The sequence below is a fragment of the Streptomyces sp. NPDC001219 genome (assembly GCF_053597915.1).
The window spans coordinates 59,369-75,818 of record NZ_JBSFJF010000003.1 but is presented as its reverse complement, the minus strand read 5'-3'; the positions used below and the strand labels follow the sequence as shown (position 1 = coordinate 75,818).

The 16,450-nt window shown below is 73.6% G+C and carries 12 protein-coding genes; 7 read left to right on the top strand and 5 right to left on the bottom strand.

All coding sequences use genetic code 11. The annotated features are described in order from the left end of the window. The 6 genes from ACWC9R_RS02840 (at position 1) to ACWC9R_RS02815 (ending at position 7,964) form a co-directional block, all read left to right on the top strand. Positions 1–807 (top strand): alpha/beta fold hydrolase, encoded by an 807-nt coding sequence (locus ACWC9R_RS02840; protein ID WP_450728389.1) that lies wholly within the window; start codon positions 1–3, stop codon positions 805–807. A gap of 2 nt (positions 808–809) precedes the next feature. Beyond that, positions 810–2,090: a glycosyltransferase gene (locus ACWC9R_RS02835; protein ID WP_450728609.1), complete on the top strand. Its 1,281-nt coding sequence runs from the start codon at positions 810–812 to the stop codon at positions 2,088–2,090. Between the two features lie 5 nt (positions 2,091–2,095). Further along, positions 2,096–3,973, top strand: coding sequence for a class I SAM-dependent methyltransferase (locus ACWC9R_RS02830; protein WP_450728387.1), 1,878 nt, complete (start codon positions 2,096–2,098; stop codon positions 3,971–3,973). After that, a complete protein-coding gene (locus ACWC9R_RS02825) occupies positions 3,970–4,902 on the top strand; it encodes a galactokinase (protein WP_450728385.1) in 933 nt (310 codons plus the stop codon). Before ACWC9R_RS02830 ends, ACWC9R_RS02825 begins: the two co-directional genes overlap by 4 nt. Before the next feature lie 102 nt (positions 4,903–5,004). Further along, positions 5,005–6,156, top strand: a complete 1,152-nt coding sequence (locus ACWC9R_RS02820) for an alkaline phosphatase family protein (protein ID WP_450728384.1) — start codon at positions 5,005–5,007, stop codon at positions 6,154–6,156. Between the two features lie 191 nt (positions 6,157–6,347). Next, positions 6,348–7,964, top strand: a complete 1,617-nt coding sequence (locus ACWC9R_RS02815) for a phospholipase D-like domain-containing protein (protein WP_450728382.1) — start codon at positions 6,348–6,350, stop codon at positions 7,962–7,964. A 91-nt stretch (positions 7,965–8,055) separates the two neighbouring features. Here ACWC9R_RS02815 and lysX read toward each other — a convergent pair whose 3' ends face one another. Then, entirely contained in the window at positions 8,056–11,373 is a 3,318-nt protein-coding gene (lysX, locus tag ACWC9R_RS02810) for a bifunctional lysylphosphatidylglycerol synthetase/lysine--tRNA ligase LysX (protein WP_450728380.1), read from the bottom strand. A gap of 68 nt (positions 11,374–11,441) precedes the next feature. After that, on the bottom strand, positions 11,442–12,302 hold the full coding sequence (locus ACWC9R_RS02805; RefSeq protein ID WP_450728378.1) for an Ig-like domain-containing protein: 861 nt from the start codon (positions 12,300–12,302) through the stop codon (positions 11,442–11,444). A gap of 279 nt (positions 12,303–12,581) precedes the next feature. Between ACWC9R_RS02805 and ACWC9R_RS02800 the strand changes: the two genes are divergently transcribed. Further along, positions 12,582–12,776, top strand: coding sequence for a hypothetical protein (locus tag ACWC9R_RS02800; RefSeq protein ID WP_018088533.1), 195 nt, complete (start codon positions 12,582–12,584; stop codon positions 12,774–12,776). Between the two features lie 27 nt (positions 12,777–12,803). On the opposite strand, the gene ACWC9R_RS02795 is transcribed toward ACWC9R_RS02800, so the two are convergent. From ACWC9R_RS02795 to ACWC9R_RS02785, 3 genes are all read right to left on the bottom strand, one after another. Further along, the gene (locus ACWC9R_RS02795; protein WP_450728376.1) at positions 12,804–14,057 is read right to left on the bottom strand and encodes a phosphodiester glycosidase family protein; all 1,254 of its coding nucleotides are present in this window, start codon (positions 14,055–14,057) and stop codon (positions 12,804–12,806) included. Between the two features lie 94 nt (positions 14,058–14,151). After that, positions 14,152–14,790, bottom strand: a complete 639-nt coding sequence (locus ACWC9R_RS02790) for an N-acetylmuramoyl-L-alanine amidase (protein WP_450728374.1) — start codon at positions 14,788–14,790, stop codon at positions 14,152–14,154. A 238-nt stretch (positions 14,791–15,028) separates the two neighbouring features. Further along, a complete protein-coding gene (locus ACWC9R_RS02785) occupies positions 15,029–16,444 on the bottom strand; it encodes a family 2B encapsulin nanocompartment shell protein (protein WP_450728372.1) in 1,416 nt (471 codons plus the stop codon). Between the last annotated feature and the right edge of the window lie 6 nt (positions 16,445–16,450).

Genomic DNA, 16,450 nt, shown 5'->3' with positions numbered 1-16,450 from the left:
ATGGCCCTCACCCCCGCGGGCGGTCTGCGCCTGCACACCCAGCGGCTGCCGGGCCACGGCGGCCCCCGGCCCGACGCCCCCGCCGTGGTGTTCCTGCACGGCCTGGTGATGGACAACCTGTCGAGTTTCTACTGCACCCTGGCCGGCCCCGTCTCGCGCGCCGGGCACGAGGTGCTCCTCTACGACCAGCGCGGGCACGGCCGCAGCGACCGCCCGCCCAGCGGCTACGACCGGGACACCTCGGTGGCCGATCTCGTCGCCCTGCTCGGCTCCCTGGGTCTCGACCGCCACCCGGTCCATCTGGTCGGCAACAGCTACGGCGGCGCCCTGGCGCTGCACACCGCCCTCGTCCGGCCGGACCTCGTCGCCTCCGTGGTCCTGATCGACTCCCATCTGACCGGTGACTGGATCGAGGACATGACCGACACCCTCACGGTGGCGGCCCTCGGCCTCGAACACCGGCGGCTGGGGGAGCAGCTGGCCGCGGCCGGGCGGCGCAAGGAGGCCAAGCTGACCGCCGCCGCCGACGCCCTGCTCAACGGCACCACCCTCATCGAGGACATCGCGGCGGGCACGCCCTTCACCTCCCGCGACTTCGCCCGGCTGCGCCGCCCGGTCCTCGCCGTCTACGGGGAGCACTCCGAACTCCTGCCCGGGGCACGGGAGTTGGCGATGACGGCGCCGGACTGTGCCCTGTGCGTGCTGCCCGGCGTCGGGCACACCGTGCTCAGCGAGGCCACCGAGGCGCTGTGCGACGCGCTGCTGGACCGGCTCGGCGCACCGGCCGGGGCGGTGGTGGCCCGATGAGAGTGCTGTTCGTCGTCCCGCCGCTGACCGGGCACGTCAACCCCACCCTCGCCGTCGCCGCCGAACTCACCGCGCGCGGCCACCAGGTCGCCTGGACCGGCCCCGCCGCCGCCCTGGCACCGCTCCTTCCGCCCGGCTCCCGGCTGTACCCGGCGGGGGACCACGGCCCGGCCGGCGGCCCTGACCTGGGCGGCGCCCGGTGGCGTGACCTGCGGGGCATCGCCGCGCTGCGCTTCCTGTGGGCCGAGGCCCTCATCCCGCTCGCCCGCGCGATGCTCTCCGGCGTGCACACCGCCGTCGAGGACTTCCGGCCCGACGTCATGGTCGCCGACCAACAAGCCCTCGCCGGACCCCTGGTGGCCCGCAGGCACGGCCTGCCCTGGGCGACCTCGGCGACCACCTCGGCGGAGATCGTCCGGCCGTTCGACGACTTCCCGAAGGTGGGGGAGTGGGTGACCCAGCGCATCGCGGCGCTGCTCGCCGAATGCGGAGCACCCGGCGGCTGGGACCCGCGCTTCTCCCCGCACCTCGTCCTGGTCTTCTCCACCCCCGCGCTCATCGGCGACAGCGGCCCGGAGCCCGCCGCGGCGGGCGCGCGGGACGCGGCCGGCGGACCCGGCGGCGTCCCGGGGCGGTATCCGCCGCACTACGCCTTCGTCGGCCCCGCCTTCGGCGCCCGGCCGCCCGCCGGCGACTTCCCGTGGCGCCGGCTCGACCCCGGGCGCGCCCGGGTCCTCGTCTCGCTGGGCACCCTCAACCGCGCGGCGGGCGCCCGCTTCTACCCCGCGGTGCTGCGCGCCGCGGACGCCCTCGCGGACCGGGCGCAGCTGATCCTGGCCGCTCCGGGCGACCTCGCCGGGGACATCCCGCCGCACATGCTGCACCAGGAGTACGTCCCCCAGCTCCAACTGCTGCCGCACCTGGACGCGGTGGTGTGCCACGGCGGCCACAACACCGTGTGCGAGGCGCTCGCCCACGGGCTGCCGCTGGTGGTGGCGCCCGTACGCGACGACCAGCCGATCGTCGCCCGCCAGGTCGCCGAGGCCGGCGCGGGGGTGCGGGTGCGCTTCGGCCGGGCGCACGCGGACGAGGTGCGCCGGGCCCTGACCGCCGTGCTGGACGACCCGGCCCACCGCCGTGCGGCCCGCCGGATACAGGCGTCGTTCGCCGCGGCGGGCGGCGCCGCAACCGCCGCCGACCGCCTGGAGAAACTGCCGCCCGGACCGCGCCCCGCCCGGTCCGCGCCCGGCACCGCCCTGTCCGAGAACGAGAAGGGACCGTGAGCCAGATGACGCGAGCGCACCGTTCGGGACACCGCACGCGATGGGCGGCGGCCGCCGCCGTGACGGCCCTGGGCGCGGGCACGGTCCGCGCCCGCCGCAGGCTCGCCGCGCTGCCGGTGCTCGACCCCGCCGGGCCGCACGAAGCGGCCGGGACGCAGGACCCGGCGGAGCCGGCGCTCCCCGGCTGGCAGCTGCTCACCGCGCCCGGTGTCGTGGCCGACGAGGCGACCCTGCGCGCCGCGGTCGCCCACGCCACCCGCGAGGGACTGCGCGTCGTGGACCTCGTCCCGGCCCACCTGGACGCCGAGAGCGTGCTCGGCCTGCTGCGGCTGCTCGACCCGGCGGCCCACCGCACGGACCGGTGCGCTCCCGGCCACGGCGCGGGCCACGCCCTGCTGGTGGCCGACGACGTCCACCGGCGGGCCGGGCTCGACGCCGAGGAGCCGCCGCAGTCGGTGGCCGGCCTGATCCGCCTGCTCCGCACCCTCAAGGAGTACGCCCCGGACGCCACTGGCTGGGCCGTCGCCCCCGGCCTGCGCGCGCCGCACCCCGACCCCGCCCGGCGCGCCGAGGAACTCCGCGCCCGCGGCCTCCCGCCCGCCCTGCTGTCCGCCGCGCAGCTGGCGGGGCTGGCCCTGCTGGCGAAGTGCGCGCTCTCGGAGCCGCGTTGGGGAGCGGCGGCGGCCGCCCTGTACTGGCTGCAGCCCGCCGCCGTGCTGAGCCCGGCTCGCGGTCTGCGCCCCGCCGGACTGGCCCGCGCCACCGTGTCCCGGCCGCTGCGCTCCCTGTCCACCGCCCTGCGCACCCTGGCCACCCCGCCCGCCGAGCCGGCCCGGCCCACCGGCACCCCGGCCCGGCACGCCGCGTACACCGCCGAACTCGCGGCCGGCACCGACCGGTTCTTCGAACCCCGCCGCGCCGACTGCCCCTGGTGCGCGGCCCCCGACCCCGTCGTACGGGTCCGGATGCCCGACCTGCTCCAGGGCAAGCCCGGCCGCTTCACCCTGGAGGAGTGCCGGCACTGCGGCCATGTCTTCCAGAACCCCCGCCTGACCCTGGAGGGACTCGACTTCTACTACCGCGACTTCTACGAAGGCCTCGGCGGCGAGGGCGCCTCACTGGTCCTCGGCCGGATGAACGCCACCTACCGCGACCGCGCCGAAATGCTCCGGCCCTTCACCACCCCCAGGGCCTGGCTCGACGTCGGCACCGCAGCGGGGCACTTCTGCAACGCCGCCCGCGGCGTCTGGCCCGGTACCCGCTTCGACGGACTGGACATGGGCGGCGGGGTCCACGAGGCCGAACGGCGGGGCTGGATCTCCACCGCCTACCAGGGCCAGTTCCCCGAGCTCGCCGACCGGCTCGCCGGACGGTACGACACCGTGAGCATGCACCACTACCTGGAACACACCCGGGACCCGCTCACCGAACTCGACGCGGCCGTCAAGGTCCTCGCCCCCGGCGGCCATCTGCTGATCGAACTCCCCGACCCCGAGGCGCGGATCGCCCGGCTGCTCGGCCCCCACTGGCTGCCCTGGTTCCAGCCCCAGCACCAGCACCTGATGCCGGCCGGCAACCTCAAACAGGCCCTGGAGACCCGGGGGTTCACCGTCCTCGCCGAGCAGCACGGCCCCTCCCACCAGAGCAATGACTTCCTCGGCGCCGTCGCCCTCACCGCGAACCGGATCGCCCCCGACCCGTACGCGCCGTGGGCAACCATCCCCGCCACCCGCGGCCGCGCCGCGGTCCGAAGCGCCGTACAGGCCATGGCGGTTCCCTGCTACGCCGCCGCCCTCGGCCTGGACGCCGTGCGCTCCGCGGTCGCGCGGGCCACCGACGGCGGCAACGCCTACCGCCTGCTCGCCCGCAAAGAGCTGGGATGACCGAGGTGGACCTGGCCCACCGCACCGCGGCGGACCCCCTGCTGCGGCTGCTCGCCCACGGCTTCGCGACGGCGTACCACCGCCGGCCCGCGGCCGTGTGGCGGGCGCCGTACGCCTTCCGGCTCACCGCACCCGCCGCCCCGCCCGGCACCGGTACGGCACCCCGGACCGGCTGGGTCGCGGCGGCCAACTGGCAGGTCGCCGCGGCCGTCGCCCCGCGCGAGGACGGCATCCTGCGCTGCGGCTCGCCCCAGCACCCCGCCGAGACCGCCGAACTCCCCCTCACCGGACCGGCCGCCGAAGCCCCGGGCTGGGCGGCCCGCCCGTACGCCGCGCTGCGCGCGCTCGCCGCCACCGGAGTCGGCCGGGACGGCGCCGATCTGCACCTCGACGCGACCCTGCCGGAGAGCGTGGGGCTGTCCGTCGCCGAACCGCTGGAGTGCGCGGCCGCGCTGGCGGTGGCGTCCGTACACGCCGACCGCGGCGGCCGCCCGCCGGCCCGGGCCCATCTGGCGCTGCTGCTGGCCGACGCCGTGCCCGGCGACGACGCGCTGCGCCGGGCCGTGCTCTTCGCCCGGACCGGGCAGCTGCTCGCCGCCGACGGCCGGACCCAGCCGCTGCGCGCCCCGGACGGCGGCCCGCGGCCGAGCCTGCTGCTGGTGACCGCCCGGCTCGCCCCCGGCGGCCCCGCGGCCGGTGACACCACGGCCACCGCGCTCGCCACCGCGGTCCACGACGCCCTGCGCGCCGGTGCCTGGTCCGCCTCGTGGCCCGGACGGCGGCCGGGCCGCAGCGTCCTGCTGCTGATGCCGCCCGGCCGGCGCGCGGCGGTCCGGGCCGCGGTGGTCGCCGCCTGCCGCCGAAGCGACCTGCCCGTACCGCGCTTCCTGCGGATCACCGTCGCGGACGCCGCCCGACGCGAGGACTGACACCCGGCACCCACCCGCTCCGCACCCACCCTGCTCCGCACCCCCCGACCGGGCCCGCCCCCACCGGGCCCACACCCCCCTCGGACAAGGAGCTGACACCTGATGAAACGACCAGCGATCCACCTGCGCAGAGCGCTCGTCGCGCTCCTCGGCACACTCGGCCTGCTCGCCGTCGCTACCGCCGCCGACGCCCGGCCCGCCCGGACCGCGCTGCCGGCCTACGACCACGTCGTGATCGTGGTCTTCGAGAACAAGCAGTACGGCGAGATCATGGGCAACTCCCAGGCGCCCTACCTCAACCAACTCGCCCGGGACGGCGCCGAACTGACCTCGATGAAGGCCCTCACCCACCCCAGCCAGCCGAACTACTTCAACCTCTTCTCCGGCGCCACCCAGGGCATCACCGGCGACGGCTGCTACACCCCGCAGTCGCTGTCCGCGCCCAACCTCGCCCAGGAGCTGACCGCTGTCGGCAAGACCTTCGCCAGCTACAACGAGGGGCTGCCCAGCGAGGGCTCCACGACCTGCTCCAGCGGCCGGTACGCGCAGAAGCACAACCCCTGGTTCGCCTTCAAGAACGTCCCCGTCAACACCGGCAAGACCTTCGCCCAGTTCCCCAAGGACGACTTCACCCAGCTGCCGACGCTGTCCTTCGTCATCCCGGACATGTGCAACGACATGCACGACTGCGCGGTCGGCAGCGGCGACACCTGGCTCCGGAACAACCTCGACTCCTACGCCCGGTGGGCCAAGGACCACAACAGCCTGCTGATGGTGACCTGGGACGAGGACAACTACCTCGGCTCCAACCGGATCGCGACCGTCTTCCACGGAGCCCACGTCAAACCGGGCGCGGCCAGCGGCGACTACAACCACTTCAGTCTGCTGCGGACCTTCGAGGACATGTACGGCACCGGCCACGCGGGCAACGCCGCCACCGCCACCCCCGTCACCGCGGTGTTCGACACCGGTGACACCGAACCGCCCGGCGACGGCCTCGAACTCGCCACCCCCGGCCCGCAGACCTGCCGCTTCGGCCGGTCCTGCACCATCCAGCTGACCGCCACCGGCGGCACCTCCCCGGTCACCTACCGCGCCACCGGCCTGCCCCTTTCCCTGGGCCTCGACGCCGCCGGCGGCCGGATCACCGGCAGGCCCTGGCAGACCGGCGGCTTCCCGGTCACCGTCACCGCCACCGACGCCAGGGGCGCCACCGCCACCACCACCTTCCCGCTCACCGTCAACTGGTTCTGAAACCCCGCGACTTCCCCGGCCGGACGCCGCCGGGGCCGCGGCGGCACCAGGAGTTGTAGCGGAGATCGACTTCTGCACGGAGGGAAGCGGAAGGGAACGATACGTTCAGGTGGCAATCGGAGCCGGGCCGGCGATCCACGGCAGGTGATCACCGCCCCGGCTCTCTCCCGTCACCACCAGAAGGCAAGTTCTTGGCTCACCACCCACTCCACCGCCTCATACCGGCGTCCCTCGCCCTGACGACCGTGTGCGCGGTGCTGCCCACCGGGACGGCGTACGCGGCGGACACCCCGCCCACCCCGCACCTGGACTCCATCGAGCGCTCCCTCCGCGACACCTCACCCGGCCTCGAAGGCTCGGTGTGGGAGCGCACCGAGGGCAACCGGCTGGATGCCCCGGACGGCGACCCGGCCGGCTGGCTGCTGCAGACCCCCGGCTGCTGGGGCGACGACCGGTGCAAGGACCGTACGGGCAGCAAGCGGCTGCTCGACAGGATGACCCGCAACATCGCCGACGCACAGCACACCGTGGACATCTCCTCGCTGGCCCCGTTCCCCAACGGAGGGTTCGAGGACGCGATCGTCGCGGGCCTCAAGGAGTCCGTCCGGGCGGGACACTCGCCCAAGGTGCGCATCCTGGTCGGCGCCGCCCCCCTCTACCACCTCAACGTGGTGCCCTCCCGCTACCGGAACGAGCTGATCGAGAAGCTCGGCGCCGCGGCCGGGAAGGTCACGCTCAACGTGGCCTCGATGACCACGTCCAAGACGTCGCTGTCCTGGAATCACTCCAAGCTCGTGGTGGTCGACGGGAAGACGACCCTCACGGGCGGGATCAACGGCTGGAAGGACGACTACCTCGACACCACCCACCCTGTGTCGGACGTGGACATGGCGCTCCGCGGACCGGCCGCCCGCTCGGCCGGGAAGTACCTGGACACGCTGTGGGACTGGACCTGCCGCAACGTGTCCGACCCGGCCAAGGTGTGGCTCGCCACCTCGAACGGGGCCTCCTGCATGGCGTCCCTGGAGAAGGACCGGGCCGCCGCCCCCGCCGAACCGGCCGGTGACGTCCCGGTCCTCGCGGTCGGCGGTCTCGGCGTGGGCATCAAGGAGTCCGACCCGTCCTCGGGCTACCACCCGGACCTGCCCACCGCCCCCGACACCAAGTGCACGGTCGGGCTGCACGACAACACCAACCACGACCGCGACTACGACACGGTCAACCCCGAGGAGAACGCGCTGCGTTCCCTCATCGCGAGCGCGCGCAGCCACGTCGAGATCTCCCAGCAGGACCTCAACGCCACCTGCCCGCCCTTGCCGCGCTACGACATCCGCACCTACGACACCCTCGCGAAGAAGCTCACCGACGGGGTGAAGGTCCGCATCGTCGTCAGCGACCCCGCCAACCGCGGAGCCGTCGGCAGCGGGGGCTACTCCCAGATCAAGTCCCTGGACGAGATCAGCGACACCCTCCGCAGGCGTCTGGTGGCCCTCACCGGCGACAACGAGAAGGCCTCGCGGGCGATGTGCGGCAACCTCCAGCTCGCCTCGTTCCGCAGCTCCGACAGCGCCACCTGGGCCGACGGCAAGCCGTACGCGCTGCACCACAAGCTGGTGTCGGTGGACGACGCGGCGTTCTACATCGGTTCGAAGAACCTCTACCCGGCCTGGCTCCAGGACTTCGGCTACATCGTCGAAAGCCCGGCAGCGGCGCGGCAGCTCAAGACCGAACTGCTCGACCCGGAGTGGAAGTACTCCAAGGCGGCGGCAGCCACCCCGGCCGGGTGCTCCGCCCACGGGACGCACTGACCACCGGCGCCCGCGAACGCCAGGAGGCCACCCCCGCACCATGGGGGTGGCCTCCCGCCGTCGCGCCCGCCGTGACCGGGCCCGGATGCCGTCAGCGGCGCCGTACCAGCGGGAACGGCAGCGTCTCGCGGATCGACAGACCGGTCAGGAACATCACCAGCCGGTCCACGCCGATGCCCAGACCACCGGTCGGCGGCATCGCGTACTCCAGCGCCTGGAGGAAGTCCTCGTCCAGCTCCATCGCCTCCGGGTCACCGCCGGCCGCCAGCAGCGACTGGGCGGTCAGCCGCCGGCGCTGCTCGACCGGGTCGGTCAGCTCCGAGTAGGCGGTGCCCAGCTCGGTGCCGAACGCCACCAGGTCCCAGCGCTCGGCGAGCCGCGGGTCCTTGCGGTGCTGCCGGGTCAGCGGCGACACATCGGTGGGGAAGTCCTTGTAGAACGTGGGGAGCTGGGTCTTCTCCTCCACCAGACGCTCGTACATCTCCAGCACCAGGTCACCGCGGCCCATCTCCGGCTTCACCGGCACCGCCGAGGCAGCGCACAGCCGCCGCAGCCGGTCCGGCGCGGTGTCCGCGTCGACCTCCTCGCCGAGCGCCTCGGAGATCGCGCCGTAGACGGTCTTCACCGGCCAGATCCCCGAGATGTCGTGCTCGACGAGCCTGCCGTTCTCGTCCGCCTTTCGGGCGGTGGCGCTGCCGAACGCGGCGACCGCCGCGCTCTGGATCAGCTCCCGGGTCAGGTCGAGCATCACGTCGTAGTCGGCGTACGCCTGGTACGCCTCCAGCATCGTGAACTCGGGGTTGTGCTTGTAGGAGATGCCCTCGTTGCGGAACGTCCGCCCCATCTCGAAGACCTTCTCCATGCCGCCCACACACAGCCGCTTGAGATACAGCTCCGGCGCGATCCGCAGATACAGGTCGAGGTCGTAGGCGTTGATGTGGGTGTGGAACGGCCGGGCGTTGGCGCCACCGTGGATCTGCTGGAGCATCGGCGTCTCGACCTCCAGGTAACCCCGGTCGACCAGCCCCTGGCGCAGCGCCTGCACCGCCCTGCTGCGCGCCCGTACGTTCTCCCGGGCGTCCGTCGAGACGACCAGGTCCACATACCGCTGGCGGACCTTGGCCTCCGGGTCGGACAGCCCGCGCCGCTTGTCGGGCAGCGGCCGCAGGCACTTGGCCGTCAGCCGCCACCCGCTGACGAACACGGTCAGCTCACCGTGGTCGCTGGTGCCGACCTCGCCCTCCGCCTCGACATGGTCACCGAGGTCGATGTCCGAGCCGAAGCGGTCCAGCAGTTCCTTGCCGCTGCCGTCCCGGGTCAGCGCGATCTGCAGATCGCCCGACCAGTCGCGCAGCACCGCGAAGAGCACCCCGCCGTGGTCGCGGGTGAGCAGCACCCGCCCCGTGATGCTGACGGTCTTGCCGCTGCGCGCCCCGGGCGTGAGGTCCGGGTACTCGTCGCGGACCTGGCCCAGGGTGTGCGTCCGCTGCACGCCCACCGGATACGGGTCGGTGCCGGCCTCCCGCAGCCGCTCCAGCTTGCGGTGGCGCACCCGCACCTGCTCGGGCAGCGCGGCCAGCTCCTGCTCGTGGCGCTCCTCCTCGGTGGCCGGGGCGGTCTGCACCAGGCCGAGTTCGTCCAGCGACGGCAGGCCCGCGGTGCTGGCCGGGGCCAGCACCCGCTTCTTGTGTCCCTTGCCCCACAGCTTGCCCAGGCTCGGCACGGCCACGAAGCCCTCGGCGATACCGGAGGCCAGACCGATCCGGGCCAGCGCGCCGGCGTCCGCGTAGCACAGGAACCGCGGGTACCACTCCGGGTTGTACTTGGCGTTGGAGCGGTAGAGGGCCTCCAGCTGCCACCACTTGGAGAAGAACAGCAGCAGCCGGCGCCAGAACTTCAGCACCGGACCGGCACCGATCCGGGCGCCCTCCTCGAAGGCGGACCGGAACACCGCGAAGTTCAGCGAGATCCGCCGCACGCCCATCGCCCCGGCCTGCGCGCAGAGCCGGGCCACCATGAACTCCATGACGCCGTTGGGCGCGGAGCGGTCCCGTCGCATGACGTCCAGCGAGATGCCGTCCTTGCCCCAGGGCACGAAGGACAGCAGCGCGATCATGTTGCCGTCGCCGTCGAACGCCTCGGCCAGCAGACAGTCCCCGTCCTCCGGGTCGCCCAGCCGGTCCAGCGCCATCGAGAAGCCGCGCTCGGTCTCGGTGTCCCGCCAGGCGTCCGCCCGGTGGATGACCTCCTGCATCTCCTCGTCGGTCAGCGCGGAGTGGCGCCGTACGCGGAAGGTCGCGCCGGTCCGCTCGACGCGGTTGACGGCCTGGCGGGTGACCCGCATCTCCCGGCCGTCCAGGTCGAAGTCCTTCACGTGCAGGATCGCCTCGTCGCCGAGCTGCAGCGCCCCGAGGCCGCTGCGGGCGAACGCCTTGGCGCCGCTCTCGCTCGCGCCCATCACGGCCGGCTGCCAGCCGTACCGTCCGGCGACCTCCAGCCACGCCTCGATGGCCTGCGTCCACGCCTCCCGGTCACCGACCGGGTCACCGCTGGCCAGACAGACGCCGGCCTCGACGCGGTAGGTGACGGCGGCCTTGCCGCTGGGGGAGAAGACCACCGCCTTGTCGCGGCGGGAGGCGAAGTAGCCGAGCGAGTCCTGGCTGCCGTAGCGGTCCAGCAGCGCCCGGATGCGGGCCTCCTCGTCGCCGTGCAGCGCGGCCTCCATGCGCTGCGAACGGAAGAGGGTGGCCGCGGCGTTCAGCAGCGCCAGCGCACCGAGCAGGCCGAGGACGGCACTGATCCAGTGCGGCGGATGGCCCTCGACGAGATGGCCGCCGACCAGCCCGCCGCAGACGCGGTTGGCCGTCCACAGCAGCCGGTTGGCGGCGCCGGGCTCCAGGGTGCCGGGGGCCAGCGCCACCAGTCCCCAGCCGACCAGCACCGCCGCCACGAGCCCGCCGCCCAGCACCAGGAGGGCGCGCAGGAACGCACCGCGCCGGGTGATCGCGTAGAACTCGCGGTGCGAGACGAGCAGCAGCACCAGCGCCGCGGCACACAGCACCAGGGAGAAGGCGAACTCCCAGTACCCGGCGGCCAGGAACAGCGCGTCGGCGAGGGTGACCAGCACCATGTAGGCCACCACGAACCACAGCGCCACCCGTTTCCTGGCGGTCATCGCCGCGCCCAGGAGGAAGAGGAACGCCGCATACGCGAAGTTCGGCGCCACCGGGATGGTGAGGGTGTCCAGCCAGTAGATCACCGGGTGGAGTCCGCGCCGGAGCGGCCCGATCAGCGCCGTCAGGGCGCAAAACAGCCCCAATACGCTGAAGATGATGGCGAAGCCATTGGGGACACGGCGCCGGAAGCGCCGCCACCCCGTGAGTTGATCCTGGTCCTGCACGGTGCTCATTCCGTCACACTAGGCTCTGAAAGGGGTCAGCTGCTCGACGCGCGGGCGCTGTTTCTCTGTCCCGGGGGTCAGCCGTCATGCCGGTCTCCGATCCCGGTGGTGTGCTCGTCTTTCCCTCGTACGGAGGAGGTGAGGACCCCGGCGGGGTCACCCACGTGGACCTTGCCACAAACCCGTCCCGGGTCCGAGTCGGTGCAACTCCGGCTGATGGTGAAGTTCAGGTCATAGTCGCCGGAGAAGTAGCGGCCGCCGCCGGAGTCCACCCCGTCGAGCTCCGCCCGCAAGGTGACCTCGGTGCCCGGCTTCCAGCGCTGTGTGGGCGCCCAGGTCACCTGGTCCTTGCCGTTGCGGTCTGTCGCCCAGTCCCACGAACCGGACGTCCGGTCGCCGGCGGTGACGTTCAGCCGGCGCTGCACCGCGGCCCGGTCGGTCACCGGGTGCTCGAAGGTGAGGGTGAGCAGCCGGTCGACGGCGACCACGGCGTCCCGGGTGCCGGGGTCGAGCACCACGGTGTTGAGCCGGGCCGGCCTCGCGGTGGTGAGCGACTCCTTGGTCGCGCCGACGCCGCCCTGGTCGCTCCTGGTCCTGGCGACGACGGAGTACTTGGTGGCCGGGGCGATCCCGGTGCTGGAGGTCCAGACCGTGCGGCCGTCCCCGAGCCCGCCGGGCAGCCGCCGGCCCCTGGGGTCGGTGACGGTCACCTCGGTCAGCACCCCGCCCTTCGCGGTCACCGTGAGCTTGTCGCCGGCCTGCACGGTCCTGGTGCCGTCGGCCGCGCCCAGGGCCACCTTCACCGGGTCGGCCACGGGGGCCGGCGCCGCGAAGCCCGCGCACCCGCTGAGGGTGCCCGCGCCGACCGCCGCGGCCAGGGCGAGCGCGGCGCGCCGTGGCCGGAACGGCCCGCGGCGGGGGAAGGGGAACTGGCGCATCTCGGGCTTTCCGTCTGCGGTGGGGGGCGGCGATGTCGGCCGCTAAGACGGCCGGGCGACACAGTTCGTTGCAGGGAGTGATGTGATCCACGCCACTGCGACGGAGGTGTGCCCTCCGGCCCGTGCCGCCACCGGTATCCGGTGCCGCACCGCCGGCCCGTGACCCGCAGTGATCACCCGATCGGAGCACCCGGGCCAGAACCGTACATACCCTGAAATACGCCAAACTGGCCACCCCTTGCCGCCCGTTCGGGCGGCGGTAGAGGAGGTGTGCGTCCCATGGCGATTTCCATCTCGGTCGTGCTGCTGCTGGTGGTCCTGACCGTGATCTTCCTGCGCAGCGGCAAGCTCAAGTTCTCGCACGCCCTGGTGTGCGCGCTGCTCGGCTTCTACCTGGCGAGCAGCAGCCTCGCGCCGGACATCCACCAAGGGCTGTCCGGCGCCGCCGACGTGGTGAGCAGCCTGCGGCCGTGACGGCGGCGGCTCACCGGGCCGGGCCGCTCAGGCGGCGGAGAACACCCCGAGCGCGTTGGGCACCGGCCGCTCCGCGCCCCCCGACGGATGGTTGCGGACCGTGGCCCCGTACGCGTCGCCGGTCACCAGCGTCGAGGACCCGCCGCCGTCCAGATCCATCGCCTCCCGCGCGCCCAACTGCGCCATGACCTCCGCCAGTTCCCGTACGGTCAGGCCGGTCCGGCCCGGCGCCCCGTCCAGCGCCATCAGATACAGCACCCGTCCGCCGGCCCCGATCCCGGCGGACGTCCGCACCGCCACGGCGCCGGTGTCCAGACCGGCCACCGGCGCACCGTCCCGCACGATCGGGAAGCCGCCCACCGCGCAGCGCAGCCGCCCGTTCCCCCGGCCGGTGAGGTACGCGCTGACGCTCACCCGCTCACCGATCCGCAGCGCGCGCAGCTGCCGCGCCCCCTCCTCCCGGCCCACCAGCACCACGCTGCCCGCCGGCACCCCGCCGGCGCCCGGGACCTCACCGACCGCCGCCACCCGGCCGTGCCGGACCGTCACCTCCGCGGTCTCCGCGCTGCACGGCGCCGCCCGGTCGGTGTCCGTGCCGCAGGTGGCGCGCACCCGGGACGCCGGGCCCCACTGCGCGGTGTACGCGCCGATCCCGCCGACCGGCAGCGCGTACTGGTTCAGGCCGCGCAGCGGCAGCGTCCCCTCGCCGGTCAGCACCGCGCCGCGCAGGGTGAGCCGGTCCAGCCGGGCGCGGCGGTCGTAGCCGACGCCGAGCACGTCCTCGGTGGTCGCGCCGGGCGGCAGTACCGGTCCGAACCGCTGGCCGTCGGGCACCGCGCCCTTGAGCTGCCGCCCCGCGGCCACCGCTGGGCCGACCGCGGCGCCGGTGGGCTGCACACCCGGGTGCTGGGTCTCGGTGATGTTGAAGAAGTCCCCGTTGACCGCCCCCACCGCCCGGCGCTCCGCGGCGAGTTGGGAGACCGGCGACCGTGCGCCGACCGCGCCCGGGTGGAGCAGGTCCACCGTGACCCGCGGATCGGCGAGATCGACGGTCAGCAGATGCCCGTGCGCGGTGCCGCGCGGCAGCGTCAGCCGGAACTCGCCGTACGCCACACCGGGTGCGACGTCCGCCGCACCGAAGCGGCGGAGGAGGCTGTCGGCGGCGGTGGCCGCGGCTCCGCCCGCCACCCCTCCGCCGGCCAGCACACCCCAGACCACCAGCACCGTCAGCACCGCGCGTACCCGACCGCATCGCCGCTTCACGATCCCCCCTGACGTCATGTCAACTGTCCCAGGTGCGGATGAAGTTCACTATGGCCCGGAGATGTCATGATTCGGTATACCCGCGGAACGGCCGCCGTGTCGCCGCGCCGGGTCATCCGGCGTGCTGCCACGAGACCTCGTTGACCAGCTGGAGATAGCGCGCCCAGTCCCAGAACTCACCGGGGTCGGTGTGGTCGGTGCCGGGCACCTCGACATGGCCGATGATGTGCTCCCGGTCCTTGGGGATGCCGTACCGGTCGCAGATCGCGGCGGTGAGCAGCGCGGACTGGGTGTAGAGCACGTCGGTGAACCACGTCGGGTCGTCGATCCAGCCCTCGTGCTCGATGCCGATGCTGCGGGTGTTGTAGGTCCAGTTCCCGGCGTGCCAGGCGACGTCCCGCTCGCGGACGCACCGGGCGATGTGGCCGTCCACGGACCGTACGACATAGTGCGCGGCGGCCTTGTGCGCCGGGTCCTGGAACAGCTTCAGGGTGTCCTGGTAGGTCTCCTGGGTCACATGCACCACGACCCGCTCGACCGGGTACTGCGCCGGCCGGTCGGCGGCGGTGAAGTTGCCCGGGCTCGCGGGGACCCACTGGACCGGGGGGTAGGTGCCGCCGAGCGGGGTCCGCCGGCGGGTGGCGGCGGCGGTGGGGGCCGTGGTGAGGGGGGTGAGGGCGGCGGACGCGGCGAGCGCGGCCGCACCGGTCAGCAGCCGCCGGCGAGCCGGGCGGCGGGGGGCGGGCTCCATGTGAACTCCTGACAGGGACCGAGGGGTGGTCGCGTACATGTCACGCACATGTGGTGCGTTCATGATGCGCAACAGGGCACGCCCTGCCAAGGGAATGGCCGTTCTGCCAATGGCTTGACCAAAGGCAGAACGGCGCAGGTCAGGAGCGACGGGATACCTGATCGGACGTCACCCGGGTGCCACGCCGACGGCCCTGACGGCCGCTCGGGGCCCGGCGCCCGGGTGCGTCACCCGCCGGTCAGTGCCCGATCTCGACGTCCTCCAGGATGCCCAGTGCGTCCGGCACCAGGACCGCCGCCGAGTAGTAGGCGCTGACCAGGTAATTGATGACCGCCTGGTCGTTGATGCCCATGAAACGCACCGACAGTCCCGGCCGGTACTCGTCCGGGATGCCGGTCTGGTGCAGCCCGACCACGCCCTGGTTCTCCTCGCCCACCCGCAGCGCCAGGATCGAGCTGGTCTGCTCCGGGGTGACCGGGATCTTGTTGCAGGGCAGCAGCGGAATGCCCCGCCAGGCACGGACCGCGGTGCCCTCGAACTCCGCGGTCGTGGGGTAGATGCCCCGGGCGTTCCACTCCCGCCCGATGGCCGCGATCGTCCGCGGATGCGCCAGCAGGAACTGGGTCTTGCGGCGCCGGGAGATCAGCTCGTCGAGGTCGTCGGGGGTGGGCGGACCGCTGCGGGTGTGGATGCGCTGCTTGAGATCGGCGTTGTGCAGCAGCCCGAACGAGGGGTTGTTGACCATCTCGTGCTCCTGGCGCTCCCGCAGCGCCTCCACGGTCAGCCGCAGCTGCTGGTCCAGCTGGTTCATCGGGTCGTTGTAGAGGTCGGCGACCCGTGAATGCACCTTCAGCACCGTCTGCGCCACGCTGAGTTCGTACTCCCGCGGCGCCAGGTCGTAGTCCGCGAAGGTGCCCGGCAGGGCCGGCTCACCGACATGGCCGGCGGCCAGCTCGATGGCCGCCTCGCCGTGCTTGTTCTGCGCCGGCACCAGCGCCGCGCCGACCTCCGCGAGATGGGCGCGCAGCGGCTCCGAACGGCCCAGCACCTCCTCCAGATCGCTGCGGTACAGCGTCAGCGCGGTCACCCGGGTCACCGCCCGTACGGAGTGCTCCCACTCCGCGTCCGCGGTCACCAGCGCCGCCGCGCCGATCGCGTCACCGTCGGCCAGCACCCCCAGCACGGTCTCGTCGCCGTACTTGCCGGCGCCGACACGGTCGAGCTTGCCGCGGGCGATCAGCACGATCCGGTCCGTCGGCCCGCCCGCCCGGGCCAGCACATCGCCGGGCGCGAACTCCCGCTGGACGAAGCGGTCCGCCAGCGCCTCCAGGGCCGCGGTGTCGGCGAAGCCGCGCAGCGGCGCCAGCTCGCGCAACTCCGCCGGAATCACCCGGACTTCGGAGCCCGTCGAGACGAACTCCACCCGGCCGTCGCCGAGGGTGTGGGTCAGCCGGCGGTTGACGCGGTACGTGCCGCCGGAGACCTGCGTCCAGGGCAGGACGCGCAGCAGCCAGCGGGAGGAGATCCCCTGCATCTGCGGCACGGTCTTGGTCGTGGTCGCCAGCTTGCGCGCCGCCGCGGTGTCCAGGCTGGAACGGGTCTGCTCCAGCGCGGACGCCTGCGGGCCGGACGTCGGGTCCACCGATGTGGTCATGAGGAA

Bases quoted from the DNA above. Each gene is read 5' to 3' on its own strand.
- lysX (WP_450728380.1), bottom strand. From the start codon at position 11,373: ATGAGCACCGTGCAGGACCAGGATCAACTCACGGGGTGGCGGCGCTTC.
- ACWC9R_RS02840 (WP_450728389.1), top strand. From the start codon at position 1: ATGGCCCTCACCCCCGCGGGCGGTCTGCGCCTGCACACCCAGCGGCTG.
- ACWC9R_RS02790 (WP_450728374.1), bottom strand. From the start codon at position 14,790: ATGGAGCCCGCCCCCCGCCGCCCGGCTCGCCGGCGGCTGCTGACCGGT.
- ACWC9R_RS02805 (WP_450728378.1), bottom strand. From the start codon at position 12,302: ATGCGCCAGTTCCCCTTCCCCCGCCGCGGGCCGTTCCGGCCACGGCGC.
- ACWC9R_RS02785 (WP_450728372.1), bottom strand. From the start codon at position 16,444: ATGACCACATCGGTGGACCCGACGTCCGGCCCGCAGGCGTCCGCGCTG.
- ACWC9R_RS02820 (WP_450728384.1), top strand. From the start codon at position 5,005: ATGAAACGACCAGCGATCCACCTGCGCAGAGCGCTCGTCGCGCTCCTC.
- ACWC9R_RS02825 (WP_450728385.1), top strand. From the start codon at position 3,970: ATGACCGAGGTGGACCTGGCCCACCGCACCGCGGCGGACCCCCTGCTG.
- ACWC9R_RS02800 (WP_018088533.1), top strand. From the start codon at position 12,582: ATGGCGATTTCCATCTCGGTCGTGCTGCTGCTGGTGGTCCTGACCGTG.
- ACWC9R_RS02830 (WP_450728387.1), top strand. From the start codon at position 2,096: ATGACGCGAGCGCACCGTTCGGGACACCGCACGCGATGGGCGGCGGCC.
- ACWC9R_RS02795 (WP_450728376.1), bottom strand. From the start codon at position 14,057: ATGACGTCAGGGGGGATCGTGAAGCGGCGATGCGGTCGGGTACGCGCG.